Origin of the sequence: Acidimangrovimonas pyrenivorans (assembly GCF_042643245.1) — a bacterium.
Lineage (GTDB): Bacteria > Pseudomonadota > Alphaproteobacteria > Rhodobacterales > Rhodobacteraceae > Acidimangrovimonas > Acidimangrovimonas pyrenivorans.
In genome coordinates this window covers 1-14,065 of the sequence record NZ_JBHRSK010000016.1, presented here as the reverse complement: position 1 = coordinate 14,065, position 14,065 = coordinate 1, and the positions used below count along the sequence as shown (strand labels likewise).

Here is a 14,065-nt window from a genome sequence, read left to right as displayed (position 1 = left end):
ATCGGCTGCGGGCAATTGAGCGGCCGCGCCAGATCTGTCATCTGACCCTCAGTTCAGGCATCGCCGGAGACCGAGTCGTGGCAAGACCCAGCCCCAATCTGCGCGGCGCCCTGCTGGCGCTGCTCGCCTTCGCCATCTATGCCGGCCACGATGTGGTGGTGAAGCTGCTGGGCGCCCATTACCCGGCCGTCCAGATCGTGTTCTTCGCCACCCTGCTGGGCTTTCCGCTGGTCACGCTGATGATGATCCGCGACCGCAGCGACGGCAATCTGCGGCCGCGTCACCCTGGCTGGACGGCGCTGCGCACGGGCGCGCTGGTGATCAGCGGGCTGGCCGCCTTCTATGCCTTCGGCGTGCTGCCGCTGGCCCAGACCTATGCCATCCTGTTCTCGATGCCGCTGCTGATCACCCTGCTCTCGGTCCCGGTGCTGGGCGAGACGGTCGGTCTGCGGCGCGGATTGGCGGTGCTGGTCGGGCTGGCCGGCGTGCTGATCGTGTTGCGCCCCGGCACCGCGCCGCTGGGGCTGGGTCACCTCGCCGCCGTGGTCGCGGCGCTGGGCAGCGCGTTGTCCTCGGTGATCATGCGCAAGATCGGCCAGCACGAGCGCAACGTCGTGCTGCTGGTCTACCCGATGATGGCCAATGTCGTGCTGATGGGCATCGCGCTGCCCTTCGTCTATGTCCCGGTGCCGGTCGGGCACCTGGCGGGCTTCGCCGCCGTCGCCCTGTTCGCCTTCCTCGCCATGCTGGTGCTGATCATGGCCTATCGCGACGGCGAGGCGGTGATCGTCGCGCCGATGCAATATTCCCAGATCCTCTGGGCCGCGGTCTACGGCTACCTGATCTTCGGCGAGGCGCCCGACGGCGCCACCGTGCTGGGCGCCGCGGTGATCATCGCCAGCGGCCTCTACATCCTGCTGCGCGAGAGCCGGGCCAGGGTTTCCGAGAACCGCCCGGTGCTGACCAGCCGGGCCCGTTCGGGGCTGGCGGTGTTCCCGCGCGCCCGGCCGTTCCACCGCCGCCCTGCCGGTGCCGGGGCGGAAGCTGCAGAAGGTGGAAATGAGCCCCTTGCAAATCCCGCGGGGAATCGGTAACTCGCCTGCATCGGTCGGAGCGTAGCGCAGCCTGGTAGCGCACCTGCTTCGGGAGCAGGGGGTCGGAGGTTCGAATCCTCTCGCTCCGACCAATGATTTCCCGCACATTTCCCAATCCAGCGGCGCGCCCTGCGGGCGCGAGCCTGTTTCGTGGCGCTGCGCGCGTGGGGGCGCTGCCCCCGCCGCCGCAAGCGGCGACTCCCCCGGAGTATTTTCGCAAAGGTGAAATGGCGAACCGCGCCTGTGATTTCGCCCGAGTGGAAATGTCCGGGCGCAGGCCTCGTTTGCCGCGCCGTTGCCGCCCCGTCCTGACGGTCAGGTTTTCCCTACCTTGTTTACTGTACCGTCCGGACGGTAAATCCGCGCCAGTCCTGACGAGGTCGCGATGTCCACCAAAGCCAGATCCGATGCCCGCTGCCGCATTCTGAGGGCGGCCGAGGCGATCGTTCGCAGCTTGGGCGCGCGGCATCTGACGCTGGACTCCGCGGCCCAGGGCGCCGGGGTCAGCAAGGGCGGCGTTCTCTATCACTTTCCCGGCAAGCAGGCGCTGCTGGAAGGGATGATCGCGCGCGGCGTGGCCGACTTGGTCGGCCGCATCGAGCGCTACCGTGCCGAACTGGCCGGGGCGCCGAATCCGACACTGCGGGCGATGCTGCGCGCCGGGCGCGAGATCCTGTCCAGCGAGATCGACCTGCGCTCGGGCATGATCGCCGCGGTGGCCGAAAGCCCCGAACTTCTGGCCCCGGTGCGGGTCATGCTGGCCGACAACTGGGAGAATGTCCGCCACGAGGCCGCCGATCCGGCCGATGCCTACCTGATCTGGAGCGCGATGGAGGGCATGCTGTTCTTCGCCAGCTTCGACGTCTCGCCGCTGGCTCCTGATGAGCGGCTGGCCTGCTACGACAGGATCTGCGCCCGGGCCGAGGCACTGCCGGGAAGGAGCCCCGTTCATGCCGAGTGAGCTGCGCCTTGGCGCCGGTCTGGCGGCGCTGATCCTGCTGGCCGCCGCCCCGCTGGCGGCCGAGCCGCCCTTGACCGTCGACGCCGTCATCGCCAGGCCGTCGACCGAGGCACGGGTCTACAAGCTGACCGGCGAGGCGGTGGCGCATGAGACGCTGAGCGCCTCTTTCCCGGCCGGCGGGCGCATCGCCGAGATGCTGGTGGCCGAGGGCGACAGGGTGACAGCCGGCGAGAAGCTGGCGCGGATCGAGTCGGTGCAGCAGGAACAGGCGGTGCGCGCGGCCGAGGCCGGGGTGGCGACCGCCGAGGCAAGCTACCGCAAGGCGCGCGAGGACAGCGCCCGCCAGGACGCGCTTTTGGAACGCGGCGCCACCACCCGCAGCGCCCGCGACGCCGCCGCGGACCAGCTGCGCGCGGCCGAGGCGACGGTGGCCCAGGCCCATGCCGATCTCGACCGGGCGAAGAAGGCGCTGTCGGACACCGTGCTGCTGGCCCCCGCCGCCGCCACCGTCACCGACCGCAAGGCCGAGCCGGGCCAGGTGGTCGGCGCCGCCCAGCCGGTGCTCGAGCTTGCGCTGGGCCACAGCTTCGACGCCGTGTTCGAGGTGCCCGAGGTGATGCTCACCTCCTTCCCGACGGCGCCGATGGTGACGCTCACCCGGCTCAACGCGCCGGGCAAGCCGTTCCGGGGCGTGGTGCACGAGATCTCGCCGCTGGTCGATCAGGCCAGGGGCACCGTCAAGGTCACCGTGCGGATCATCGATCCGCCACCCGGGCTGGGCTATGGCGATCCGCTGATCGGCAGCGTCACCCGGCCCGGCGGGCAGCGCATCTCTCTGCCCTGGTCGGCGATGAGCGCGACCGAGAAAGGCCCGGCGGTCTGGGTGATCGACCCCGAGACCAGGGTGGCGCATCTGCGCCGGATCGACGTGCTGCGCTACGAGACCGGCAAGATCGTCGTCCGCAGCGGGCTGAAGGCGGGCGAGGAGGTGGTGACGCTGGGCTCGAACCTGCTCTATCCCGGCCGCACCGTCCGGGTGAAGGAGGAAGAGTGATGCGCCGCCTTGCTCCCGCCCTGATCCTGAGCCTGGCTTTGCCGCTGGCGCTGTGCTCCGGCCCCGGCATGGCCGAGGAGGCGCCGCCGCGCCCGGTGGTCTCGGAAGTGGTGACGCCGCAATCGGGGCTGCAGCCGTCCTATGTCGGCACCGTGACGGCGCGGGTCGAGACCGATCTCGGCTTTCCCCGCATCGGCACGGTGGCCGAGCGCACGGTGCGGCTGGGCGACGTGGTCAAGAAGGGCGAGGTGCTGGCGCGGCAGGACCCGACCGAGCTGGATGCCGATCTGCGCGCCGCCGAGGCCGGGGTGACGGTGGCCGAGGCGCAGGCGAAATCGGCGCGCGACGCGGCGCGCCGGGTCGACGAGCTGGTCGCCCGCGGCGTCGACAGCGCGGCCGCCGCCCAGACCGCCCATAGCAGCCTGGCCGCCGCCGAGGCGCAGCTGGAACAGGCCCGCGCCGCCCTCGCCCGGGCCCGCGATGCCCGCGACCTGGCGGTGCTGAAGGCGCCGCAGGACGGGGTCATCACCCATGTCTATGCCGAGCCGGGGGCGACGCTGGCCGCCGGCCGGCCGGTGCTGCGCCTTGCCGGCACCGACCAGCGCGAGATCGTCATCGACCTGACCGAGCAGGATGTCGCCGGGCTCAGCCCCGGGGCGGTGTTCCATGTCCGGCTCGAAGCCGCGCCGCAGATCGAGGCCGAGGCGACGCTGCGTGCCATCGATCCGATTGCCGATCCGGCGACGCGGACCCGGCGGCTGCACCTGTCGCTCGATCCCGTCGCGCCGATCATCGCCTTCCGGCTGGGTGCGCTGGCGCTGGTCGAGCCGGTGGCCGAGACCCATGCCCGCACCACCCTGCCGGTGACGGCGCTGATCGGCGGCGCGCAAGGCGACAAGGGCGCGGTCTGGGTCGTCACGCGCACGGCCGACAAGATGCGGGGCACCGTCCACCGCACCGCCGTCACGCTGGGCGAGCGCGCCGGCGACCGGGTGCTGATCCTGTCGGGGATCAAGCCCGGCGACGAGGTGGTCACCAAGGGCGTCAACTCGATCGCGGACGGGCAGGCGGTCGGGCCGGAGCTGGGCGAATGAAACCGGGACCGGAGGTCTGCCAATGAATCGGTTCAACCTGTCGGACTGGGCGCTCAACCACCGTTCCTTCGTCTGGTTCCTGATGATCGTCAGCCTGGTCGCCGGGGTGATGTCCTATGTCACAATCGGCCGCGAGGAAGACCCGAACTTCGCCATCAAGACGATGATCATCTCGGCGGCGCTGCCCGGCGCCTCGATCGAGGACACGCTGAGCCAGGTCACCGACCGGATCGAGAAGAAGCTCGAGGATCTGGATTCGCTCGACTTCACCCGCTCGGTCACCCGGCCGGGGCAATCCATCGTCTACGTCAACCTGCTGCCCACGACCAAGGCGCGCGACCTGCCGCGGATCTGGCAGCGGGTGCGCAACATGATGGCCGATATCCGGCCCGATTTCCCGTCGGAATTCGCCGGCTTCCAGTTCAACGACAATTTCGGCGACGTCTTCGGCAACATCTACGCCTTCACCTCGGACGGCTTCACCCCGCGCGAGCTGCGCGACCATGTCGAGGAGGTCCGGCGCGAGGTGCAGGCGCTGCCTGATGCCGGCAAGGTCGAGATCTTCGGCACCAGGGACGAGCGGGTCTATCTGGAATTCTCGACCCGCAAGCTGGCGGCGCTGGGGCTGAACCGGCAGCAGGTTCTGGCGACCCTGGCGGCGCAGAACGCGATCCTGCCCTCGGGCGAGATCGACGCCGGGCCGGAGCGGGTGCTGGTGCGGATCGGCGGCCAGTTCTCGGGCGCGCAGAGCCTGCGCGACGTCAACCTGCGCGTCGGCGACCGCTTCTTCCGCCTCTCCGACGTCGCCGACATCAAGCGCGGCTACGAAGACCCGCCCTCCGAGCTGTTCCGCTATGACGGCCAGCCGGCGATCGGGCTGTCGGTGGGGATGCGCAAGGGCGCCAACATCATCAAGTTCGGCGAGGAGCTGACCAAGGTGATGGCGAGGGCCAAGGCCAAGCTGCCGATCGGCATCTCGATCCACCAGGTCGCCGACCAGCCCCATGTCGTCGACGAGGCGGTGGGCCACTTCCTGCGCGCGCTGATGGAGGCGGTGGTGATCGTGCTGGCGGTCAGCTTCATCAGCCTCGGCCTGCGCGCCGGGCTGGTGGTGACGCTGACCATCCCGCTGGTCCTCGCGATTACCTTCGTCATCATGCAATATACCGGCTTCACCCTGCAGCGGATCTCGCTCGGGGCTCTGATCATCGCGCTGGGCCTTCTGGTCGACGACGCGATGATCGCCATCGAGACGATGATCAGCCGGCTCGAACGCGGCGACGGGTTGACCCGGGCGGCCTCCTACGCCTGGACCTCGATCGCCTTCCCGATGCTGTCGGGCACGCTGGTCACCGTCACCGGCTTCATCCCGATCGGGCTGAACAACTCGGCGGCGGGCGAGTTCACCTTCTCGCTCTTCGTCGTCATCGCCGTGTCGCTCTTGATTTCGTGGATCGTCGCGGTGCTGTTCGCGCCGCTGATCGGGGTGACGCTGCTGCCGCGAACGATGAAGCATCACAGTACCGAACCGGGCCGCGCCCGGCGGATGTACCACGCCGTCCTGCGCCTCGCGATGCGCTTCCGCTGGGCGACCATCGCGCTGACCCTGGCCGTCTTCGGCCTCTCGGTCTTCGGCATGAGATTCGTCGAGCAGCAGTTCTTTCCCTCCTCCGACCGGCCCGAGCTGATCGTCGACGTCACCCTGCCGCAGAACGCCTCGATCGAGGCGACCCGGGCCGAGATGGACCGCTTCGAGAGCTATCTGAAGGGTGACAAGAACGTGCTGTTCTGGTCCTCCTATGTCGGCCGCGGCGCGCCGCGCTTCCTGTTGTCCTACGACGTCCAGACCCCGGCGCCGAACATGGGCCAGATCGTCATCCAGACCCCGGGCGTCGCGGCCCGCAACGCGCTGCGCATCCGGCTGCAGAAGGTCGCCGAGACCCAGTTCCCCGGCGTCGACATGTTCATCAAGCTCTTGGAGATCGGTCCGCCGGTCGGCCGCCCGGTCCAATACCGCATCAGCGGCCCCGACATCGCCAAGCTGCGCGACAAGGCCCGCGACCTGGCGGCGCTGGTGGCGACCGACAAACGACTGACCAATATCGTCATGGACTGGAACGAGCCCGCCCGCGTCGTCCGCGTCGACATCGTCCAGGACAAGGCGCGCCAGCTCGGCCTGACCTCGCGCGATATCGCCTCGGCGCTGAACACCATCTATGACGGCCAGGCGGTGACGCAGCTGCGCGACGGCACCTATCTGGTCAATATCGTCGCCCGCGGCGACAAGGCGGCGCGCAGCTCGGTCGAGGCGCTCTACAACCTGCAGCTTGCCGGCGCCGGCGGGGCGGCGATCCCGCTCTCCTCGGTCGCGGTCTTCCGCTTCGAGACCGAACAGCCGGTGATCCACCAGCGCGACCGGATGCCGACGATCACCGTCAAGGCGGCGATTGCCAGCAAGGACCAGCCGGCGACCATCGTCGACGCGCTTGCCGGCAAGATCGCCAGTTTCGATGCCGCGCTGCCGCCGGGCTACAAGGTCGTGGTCGGCGGCACGGTGGAATCGAGCGCCAAGAGCCAGGCGCCGATCGCCGCCGTCGTGCCGCTGATGCTGCTGATCATGGTGACGCTGGTGATGATGCAGATGCAGGGCTTCCGCCGCAGCCTCGTCGTGCTCTGCGTCGCGCCGCTGGGGCTGATCGGCGTCGTCGCGGCGCTGCTGCCCTCGGGCGCGCCGCTGGGTTTCGTCGCCATCCTCGGCGTGCTGGCGCTGGTCGGCATCCTGATCCGCAACTCGATCATCCTGGTCTGCGAGATCGAGGCCCTGCGCGAGGGCGGCCAGTCGGCCTGGGACGCGGTCTTCAACGCCTCGGACAGCCGGGCCCGGCCGATCCTGCTGACCGCCGCCGCCGCCAGCCTCGCCCTGATCCCGATCTCGCGCCAGATCTTCTGGGGGCCGATGGCCTACGCGATGATGGGCGGCATCATCGCAGGGACGGTCATCACCCTGGTCTTCGTGCCGGCGCTCTACCTGGCGGTGTTCCGGGTGCGGCGGCTGTGAGGGAAGCCGGGGGCGCTGCCCCCGGACCCCCGGGATATTTGCGAGCAGAAAGAATAGGGGTTGCGGCATCTTGCCCATCCGGGCTTGATCGGGGCGACCAATGAAAGGCGCCGCGATGTCCGACTTCCTGACCCAGTTTGCAGCCACCGGCACCGCCCGCGAGATCGGCTTTGCCCTCGGCCGCTTCGGCCGGCAGGCAGTGCAAGGCAAGCTGTGTCGTGCGCCGGCGTGGCAGGGGGTCGTCGCCGAGGCGGACAGCGATTTCGTCACCGCCATGGCGGCGCGGGTGCGGGCGGACTTCCCGGAGATCTGGGACGAGATCGAGGGGCTGGCCGAGGGGCTGGAGCTGCCGCTGGCCGAGGTCTTCGCCTGGAACTGTCGCGGCGACATCTGGGCCGGCGCGCCGGATGGCTGCACCTCGGTGATGGTGCCGGGCAGCCCGGCCGTGCTGGCCCATAACGAGGACGGGTTGCCGCTGCTCGCCCCGCATTGCGGCCTCGTCGAGGCGCGACCGAAGGGGGCCACCGGCTTCGTCTCCTTCGTCTATCCCGGCTCGATCCCCGGACATACCTTCGCGGTCAATGCCGCCGGGCTGGCGATGACGGTCAACAACATCCGCGCCACCCGCGCCGGCGCCGGGCTGCCGCGGATGGTGCTGGGGCGGGCGGTGCTGGCCTGCACCTCGCTGGACGAGGCGGTGGCGCTGCTGCGCGAGACGCCGCGGGCGGGCGGCTTCCATTACGCGCTGGCGCAGGCCGGCAATCCGCGGCTGCTCAGCGTCGAGTTCTGCGGCGACGGGGTTTCGGTGCGCGAGATCGCGGCGGCCGAGGCCCATGCCAACCACCTGATCCACCCGGCGATGGCGGGGGTGGCGCAGCAGGTTACCGAGTCGTCACGCGACCGGCAGGCGCGGGCCGATGCGCTGGTCGGCGCTGCGCCACTGGCGATCCTGGCCGACCATGCCGGCCCCGGCCTGCCGATCCTGCGCCGGGCGGAAGATGATCCCGACGACGAGAATACCATCGCCACCGCCCGGTTCGAGATCGGGGCCGGGGTGCATGGCACGGTGCATGTGCCGGGCGATCCGGCGCCGGCCTTTCGGGTATCCGTCACGGGCGGGGAACTGGCTTTGACACGCGTCTGAATTGGGGGGCCGTGTCACGGTCAGAGCCGGGGGCGCTGCCCGTCGCCATTGGCTGCTCGAACCGATGGCGCAGCCAATGGCTCCCCCCGGGATATTTTCGTGAAGATGAAAGGGCGGCGGAGCTGTGTTCGCCAGTGCCTCACGGCCACTTGGCGATCGGCGGCAGGCTCATCAGCACGGCATTGGCGTCGTGGCCGGTTTCCAGCCCGAACTTGGTGCCGCGGTCGTAGACCAGGTTGTATTCGGCATAGAGGCCGCGATGGACCAGCTGGGTCTCGCGGTCGGCCTCGGTCCAGCCGGTATCGCGGCGGCGTTCGGTGACGCCGAGGAAGGCGGGCAGGAAGGCGCGGCCGACATCCTGGGTGAAGGCGAAATCGGCCTCCCAGTCGCCGGTGTTGTGGTCGTCGAAGAAGATGCCGCCGACGCCGCGCGCCCGGTGGCGGTGCGGGATGTAGAAGTATTCGTCGGCCCAGGCCTTGAAGCCGGGGTAATACTCGGTGTTGTGGCGGTCGCAATGTTCCTTGAGCACGCCGTGGAAGAAGGCGGTGTCCTCGGCATATTCGATGCAGGGATTGAGGTCGGCGCCGCCGCCGAACCACCAGGCGCCCGGGGTCCAGAACATCCGCGTGTTCATGTGCACCGCCGCCGTGTGCGGGTTCTGCATGTGGGCGACCAGCGAGATGCCCGAGGCCCAGAAGCGCGGATCCTCGTCCATGCCGGGCACGCCGCGCGCCGCCATCGCCTTTTGCGCCTTCTCGCCGAGGGTGCCGTGGACGGTCGAGACATTGACCCCGACCTTCTCGAACACGCGGCCGCCGCGCATCACGCTCATCAACCCGCCGCCGGCATCCGAACCGTCCTGAGAGGCGCGCTTGGTCGGCGTCACCTCGAACCGGCCCGGGGGCAGGGCGGCATAGGGGCCGGTTTGCTGGCTGTCCTCGAGATCCTCGAAGGCCTGCACGATCTGGTCGCGCAGCGCGCGGAACCAGGCCGAGGCGCGGGCCTTGCGCTCGTCGAAATCGGTGCTCATCGGGTCCTCCTACTGCCGGCGGGGCGGGGCCACACCACCCGATCGCGGCGCCGGGCGCAAGATGGCAATTGGCATTTGCGACGATGGGTCTATCCTGCGGGCCTGTCCTGAAGCGGCCCGATCCGGAGATCGCGATGCGCCCCGTCCTGCCCCTGATGCTTGTCCTTGCTGTCGGCCTCGCGGCCTGCGGCACGCCGCAGGAACGCTGCATCGACCGGGCGACGCGCGATTTGCGGGTCGTCAGCGGGCTGATCGACCAGCTGCAGGTCGATATCGACCGCGGCTACCGGATGGTGCCGCACCAGGTGACATTCACCCGCTGGGTGCCTTGCCACTATCCGCCGCCGCCGCTGCCGCCCAAGCCGGGCGTGAAGCCGCCGCCACCACCACCGCCGCGGATGTGCCTGGAGGATTTCACCCATACCGTGCGCCGGCCGCGGGCGATCGACATCGCCGCCGAGAAACGCAAGCTCAAGCAGCTCAGGGTCAAGCGGGTGGAGCTGCAGCGCCGGGCCGAGGCCGAGATCGCGGCCTGCAAGGCGCGCTATCCGGAATAGCCGCGGCCCGGGAAGCCGGCCCGGGAAGCTGGCGTGAGAAGCTGGACTTGGGCATGAATTCTGCCTGTCGGGCAAAGCTCCAGGCGCGGCTTGCTCTGCCGAGTGGGAGCCGTCCTAGTGCACCGGGGCGCAGACCGCGTCGAGCAGGCTGCGGCCGCCGTCGATGGTCAGGATCTGCCCGGTCATGAAGCCGGCCGCGTCCGAAGCCAGGAATTGGGCGGCATCCGACAGCTCGCCCGGCGCGGCGATCCGCTCCAGCGGCGTGTGCTCGCGAATCTCGCTGCGGATCTTCGGCTGGTCCTTCAGCGCGTCCTTCAGGCTGGCGCTCATCACGCTGCCGAAGGCCAGCGCGTTGACCCGGATCCGCTTGGGCGCCAGCGCCACGGCGAGCGAGCGGGTCATCTGGTCGAGCGCGGCGCAGCTGACCGAATAGGCCAGCAGCTCGGGCTGGGTGCGCCGGGCCGCGATCGACGAGATGTTGACGATCGAGCCGAGGCTGGCGCCATTGGCCGCCGCGCCCTGGCCGCCGCCCTGGCCGCCCTCCTGCGCCGCACGCTCGGCCTGGGCGATCATCCGCCGGGCGACCATCTGCGACACCCGCAGGCTGGTAAGCAGGTTCTGCTGCAACAGGGTCTCGACCCCGTCATCCTCGGCGCAGAGCGGGTCCGAGGCGAACATCTGGCGGCTGGCATTGACCAGGATGTCGACCCGGTCGAAAGCGTCGATCGTGGCCGAGAGCAGGTTGGCGATGGTCAGCTTCTGGCGCAGGTCGCCGCCGAACATGCGCACGTGGCCCTCGTCGCGGGCGGCATCGCCCAATTCGTCGGCCAGCCGGCCCTCGTCCATGTCGGCGAACATCACGTTCGCGCCTTTCTCGACGAAGTGGCGGGCGATCGACAGGCCGATGCCGTTGGCGGCCCCGGTGACGATGGCGGTCTTTCCGGCAATGGAGAAGGACATGAAGCGTTCCTGATTCCCGTGTCAGAGCTTAGGCGAAGTCAGCGGCGCGGACGAGAGGGTGGCAGCGGCCGGTGGGCATGCAGCACCTTGAAGCCGGAATTCCCGGCGATCTCGGTCACATCGCGGAAAATCTCGGCAAGGTCGCGTTCATAGGGCAGGTGGCGGTTGGCCACCAGCCACAGGTCGCCCGAAGGGGTCAGCATGGCGGCGGCGGTGCGCAGGAAGGCGGTGCCAAGCGCCGGTTCGGCCGCCCGCGTGGTGTGGAAGGGCGGGTTGGTGACGACGGCGTCGACCGGGCCGGGCAGGCGGAACGTGGTCGCGTCGGCCCAGTGGAATCGCGCCCGCGGATCGGTGACATTGACCCGCGCGCAGTCCAGTGCCGCCTTGTCGGCCTCGACCAGGTGCAGCTCCTCGACCCCCTCGCGGGCGAGGATGGCGCGGGCGAGGTAGCCCCAGCCGGCGCCCAGATCGGCAATCCGGCGCGGCAGTTTCCTCGGCAGCGCCCCGGCCAGCAGCGCCGAGCCCTTGTCGATGCCGTCGGCGGAGAACACGCCGGGCAGGGTCTGGAAGCCGCCCTCCAGTATCTGCGGCCGGGCGGCCCAGTCCGCGAACGCCGCTGCGCCGGGCGAGGCGAAGGCGAAGAGCTTGCCATGCGCCTTGGCCACCGCCTCGCCGACCTCGATCCGCTTGCGGACCTCCTTGAGGCAGGCATCGACCCCGTCGGTCTTCTGGCCGTCGACGACGATCGGGGCGCCTTCGGGCAGCTGGGCGGCGGCGGCGGCGATCTGCGCCCGCGCCGCGGCCCGGGCCCGCGGCAGGCAGACCAGCGCGGCGGCATAGGGCCCCGCGGGGTCGGTGCTCACGGCGTAGCCGGCGCGTTCGAAGGCGTCGTAATCGGGGCGGAAGGTGGTGACGACGGCCAGCCGGTCCTTGGGCAGGGCCGACAGGTCGTCACCCGCGCGCGGGCCGAAGACCGCGATCGGTCCGGTCGCGGGCAGCACGATGGCGCCGGTATCCAGCGCGAGGGAAAGACGGGCAGATCGCATGAGACGGCCGCGCGGGCCTTATTCCTTTTCCATCGTGCATTGCAGCGGATGCTGGTGGCGGCGGGCGAAGTCCATCACCTGCGCCACCTTGGTCTCGGCCACCTCGAAGGAGAACACGCCGACGACGGCCAGCCCCTTCTTGTGCACGGTCAACATGATCTCGAAGGCCTGGGCATGGGACAGGCCGAAGAAGCGTTCGAGCACATGGACGACGAATTCCATCGGCGTGTAATCGTCGTTCAGCAGCAGCACCTTGTAGAGCGGCGGGCGCTGGGTGCGCGTCTTGGTCTCGGTCAGCACCGAACCTTCGCCGTCACGGTCGCCGTCCTTGCGGTCGGTCATCATGAAGGGGACGAGAGTCGTCACGTATCGGGCTCCGCGGGCTTTGAGAGATTCCGGCGCACTATATAGCCGCCATGCCCCGCGAGGAAAGGGGGGCCTTCGCCGCCCGTGGGAGTGCCGCATCGAGGGCACAGTGGCGGCAGGGCTCACGCCCGCCGCGAGGGAACGCCTTGTGCCTTTGCGCATCGCGCTTGCCGTTGGGCATTCCAGCAAACCGTGTCGGTCTGCCTTGCGGGCATTCGTGCTCGGCTTCGCTTCGTCCCGTGACGCGCCCCGCGCGCGCAAACCGCGCAGGGCGAGCAGCGGCCCGACAACGGAGTGCCGACAGGCACGCTTCCACCGCCACCGCCCCGGTGCGTTGACCCTGCCGCGCCAGCGCCTAATCTGCCGCCAAACCCCATCCGCAGGAGACGCGCCATGACCCAGCTCACCCCCATCGCCCCCGAACGCCTCGACCGGCTGGCCGACGTCGCGGTGCGGGTCGGGCTCAACCTGCAGCCGGGCCAGGACCTGCTGCTCACCGCCCCGGCCGAGGCGCTGCCGTTCGTCCGCCGCATCGCCGCCCATGCCTATCGCGCCGGTGCCGGGCTGGTGACGCCGATCCTGTCGGATGCCGAGATCGCCCGCGCCCGTTTCCGCGATGCGCCCGACGCCAGTTTCGACAAGGCGCCCGACTGGCTCTATCGCGGCATGGCCGAGGCGTTTTCCGAGAATACCGCCCGGATGGCGATCGTCGGCGAGGACCCGATGATGCTGGCGGGGGAGGACCCGGAAAAGGTGGCGCGGGCCAACAAGGCGACCTCGCTGGCCTATCGTCCGGCGCTGGAAAAGATCGCCGGCTTCGATATCAACTGGACCCTGGCCGCCTATCCCGGCGCCGCCTGGGCCGCCCGGGTCTTCCCCGATTTGCCCGAGGTCGAGGCGCAGGCGCGGCTGGCCGAGGCGATCTTCGCCGCTTCGCGCCTCGACGGCGACGACCCGGTTGCTGCCTGGAGCGCCCATAACGCCGATCTGCGGGCCCGCACCGAATGGCTCAACGGCAAGCAGTTCGCCGCGCTGCATTTCACCGGGCCGGGCACCGACCTGACGGTGGGGCTGGCCGACGGCCACGAATGGCATGGCGGCGCCTCGACGGCGAAGAACGGCGTCACCTGCAATCCCAACATCCCGACCGAGGAGGTCTTCACCACCCCGCACGCGCAGCGCGTCGAGGGCCATGTCCGGGCGACCAAGCCGTTGTCGCATCAGGGCACGCTGATCGAGGAGATCGCGGTGCGGTTCGAGGCCGGCCGCATCGTCGAGGCCCATGCGACGAAGGGCGAGACGGTGCTGCAGAAGGTGCTCGACAGCGACGAGGGTGCGCGCCGGCTGGGCGAGGTGGCGCTGGTGCCGCACAGCTCGCCGATCTCGCAATCGGGGCTGCTGTTCTACAACACGCTGTTCGACGAGAACGCCGCCTGCCACATTGCGCTGGGCCAATGCTATTCGAAATGTTTCCGCGGCGGCGCCGATCTCAGCCCCGAGCAAATCGCGGCCCAGGGCGGCAATTCCAGCATCATCCATATCGACTGGATGATCGGCTCGGCCGAAACCGATATCGACGGTATCCGCGAAGACGGCAGCCGGGTGCCGGTGTTCCGCAAGGGGGAATGGGCCTAGGCTTCTTCCGATGGCTCCTTGACGACGAGGATGGCGCGGAAATCGTTGACATTGGTCAGCGTCGGG

12 protein-coding genes and 1 tRNA gene are annotated in these 14,065 nt (G+C 69.7%); 9 read left to right on the top strand and 4 right to left on the bottom strand.

The features are described from left to right. Positions 1–77: 77 nt before the first annotated feature. The 7 genes from ACFOES_RS17425 to ACFOES_RS17395 all read left to right on the top strand — a co-directional run bounded on the left by ACFOES_RS17425 (position 78) and on the right by ACFOES_RS17395 (position 8,405). Positions 78–1,094 (top strand): DMT family transporter, encoded by a 1,017-nt coding sequence (locus ACFOES_RS17425; protein WP_377834643.1) that lies wholly within the window; start codon positions 78–80, stop codon positions 1,092–1,094. Between the two features lie 15 nt (positions 1,095–1,109). Next, a tRNA-Pro gene (locus ACFOES_RS17420) sits at positions 1,110–1,186 on the top strand. Between the two features lie 293 nt (positions 1,187–1,479). Then, positions 1,480–2,055, top strand: a complete 576-nt coding sequence (locus tag ACFOES_RS17415; protein ID WP_377834642.1) for a TetR/AcrR family transcriptional regulator — start codon at positions 1,480–1,482, stop codon at positions 2,053–2,055. Then, the gene (locus ACFOES_RS17410) at positions 2,045–3,109 is read left to right on the top strand and encodes an efflux RND transporter periplasmic adaptor subunit (protein ID WP_377834641.1); all 1,065 of its coding nucleotides are present in this window, start codon (positions 2,045–2,047) and stop codon (positions 3,107–3,109) included. Before ACFOES_RS17415 ends, ACFOES_RS17410 begins: the two co-directional genes overlap by 11 nt. Continuing rightward, positions 3,109–4,203 (top strand): efflux RND transporter periplasmic adaptor subunit, encoded by a 1,095-nt coding sequence (locus tag ACFOES_RS17405; protein WP_377834640.1) that lies wholly within the window; start codon positions 3,109–3,111, stop codon positions 4,201–4,203. The genes ACFOES_RS17410 and ACFOES_RS17405 overlap by 1 nt, the downstream gene beginning before the upstream one ends. A gap of 22 nt (positions 4,204–4,225) precedes the next feature. Further along, on the top strand, positions 4,226–7,261 hold the full coding sequence (locus tag ACFOES_RS17400; protein WP_377834639.1) for an efflux RND transporter permease subunit: 3,036 nt from the start codon (positions 4,226–4,228) through the stop codon (positions 7,259–7,261). 100 nt (positions 7,262–7,361) lie between these two features. Further along, positions 7,362–8,405, top strand: a complete 1,044-nt coding sequence (locus ACFOES_RS17395; RefSeq protein WP_377834638.1) for a C45 family autoproteolytic acyltransferase/hydolase — start codon at positions 7,362–7,364, stop codon at positions 8,403–8,405. A 139-nt stretch (positions 8,406–8,544) separates the two neighbouring features. Here ACFOES_RS17395 and hemF read toward each other — a convergent pair whose 3' ends face one another. Then, positions 8,545–9,435 carry an oxygen-dependent coproporphyrinogen oxidase gene (gene hemF, locus ACFOES_RS17390; RefSeq protein WP_377834637.1) on the bottom strand — a complete coding sequence of 297 codons (891 nt, stop codon included), beginning with the start codon at positions 9,433–9,435 and terminating at the stop codon, positions 8,545–8,547. A 134-nt stretch (positions 9,436–9,569) separates the two neighbouring features. Between hemF and ACFOES_RS17385 the strand changes: the two genes are divergently transcribed. Then, positions 9,570–9,992: a hypothetical protein gene (locus ACFOES_RS17385; RefSeq protein ID WP_377834636.1), complete on the top strand. Its 423-nt coding sequence runs from the start codon at positions 9,570–9,572 to the stop codon at positions 9,990–9,992. A gap of 114 nt (positions 9,993–10,106) precedes the next feature. On the opposite strand, the gene ACFOES_RS17380 is transcribed toward ACFOES_RS17385, so the two are convergent. Genes ACFOES_RS17380 through clpS form a run of 3 tightly spaced genes read right to left on the bottom strand, consistent with a single transcriptional unit; the run spans position 10,107 to position 12,343 of the window. Then, the gene (locus tag ACFOES_RS17380) at positions 10,107–10,952 is read right to left on the bottom strand and encodes an SDR family NAD(P)-dependent oxidoreductase (RefSeq protein WP_377834635.1); all 846 of its coding nucleotides are present in this window, start codon (positions 10,950–10,952) and stop codon (positions 10,107–10,109) included. Between the two features lie 38 nt (positions 10,953–10,990). Continuing rightward, positions 10,991–11,998: a class I SAM-dependent methyltransferase gene (locus ACFOES_RS17375; RefSeq protein ID WP_377834634.1), complete on the bottom strand. Its 1,008-nt coding sequence runs from the start codon at positions 11,996–11,998 to the stop codon at positions 10,991–10,993. An 18-nt stretch (positions 11,999–12,016) separates the two neighbouring features. Further along, positions 12,017–12,343, bottom strand: coding sequence for an ATP-dependent Clp protease adapter ClpS (gene clpS / locus ACFOES_RS17370; protein WP_377834783.1), 327 nt, complete (start codon positions 12,341–12,343; stop codon positions 12,017–12,019). A gap of 414 nt (positions 12,344–12,757) precedes the next feature. On the opposite strand from clpS, the gene ACFOES_RS17365 reads away from it, so the two are divergent. Further along, positions 12,758–13,999, top strand: a complete 1,242-nt coding sequence (locus ACFOES_RS17365) for an aminopeptidase (RefSeq protein WP_377834633.1) — start codon at positions 12,758–12,760, stop codon at positions 13,997–13,999. Positions 14,000–14,065 lie beyond the last annotated feature (66 nt).

Coding starts and splice junctions, on each gene's coding strand:
- ACFOES_RS17415 (WP_377834642.1), top strand. CDS start 1,480: ATGTCCACCAAAGCCAGATCCGATGCCCGCTGCCGCATTCTGAGGGCG.
- ACFOES_RS17410 (WP_377834641.1), top strand. CDS start 2,045: ATGCCGAGTGAGCTGCGCCTTGGCGCCGGTCTGGCGGCGCTGATCCTG.
- ACFOES_RS17405 (WP_377834640.1), top strand. CDS start 3,109: ATGCGCCGCCTTGCTCCCGCCCTGATCCTGAGCCTGGCTTTGCCGCTG.
- ACFOES_RS17400 (WP_377834639.1), top strand. CDS start 4,226: ATGAATCGGTTCAACCTGTCGGACTGGGCGCTCAACCACCGTTCCTTC.
- ACFOES_RS17395 (WP_377834638.1), top strand. CDS start 7,362: ATGAAAGGCGCCGCGATGTCCGACTTCCTGACCCAGTTTGCAGCCACC.
- hemF (WP_377834637.1), bottom strand. CDS start 9,435: ATGAGCACCGATTTCGACGAGCGCAAGGCCCGCGCCTCGGCCTGGTTC.
- ACFOES_RS17385 (WP_377834636.1), top strand. CDS start 9,570: ATGCGCCCCGTCCTGCCCCTGATGCTTGTCCTTGCTGTCGGCCTCGCG.
- ACFOES_RS17380 (WP_377834635.1), bottom strand. CDS start 10,952: ATGTCCTTCTCCATTGCCGGAAAGACCGCCATCGTCACCGGGGCCGCC.
- ACFOES_RS17375 (WP_377834634.1), bottom strand. CDS start 11,998: ATGCGATCTGCCCGTCTTTCCCTCGCGCTGGATACCGGCGCCATCGTG.
- clpS (WP_377834783.1), bottom strand. CDS start 12,343: ATGATGACCGACCGCAAGGACGGCGACCGTGACGGCGAAGGTTCGGTG.
- ACFOES_RS17365 (WP_377834633.1), top strand. CDS start 12,758: ATGACCCAGCTCACCCCCATCGCCCCCGAACGCCTCGACCGGCTGGCC.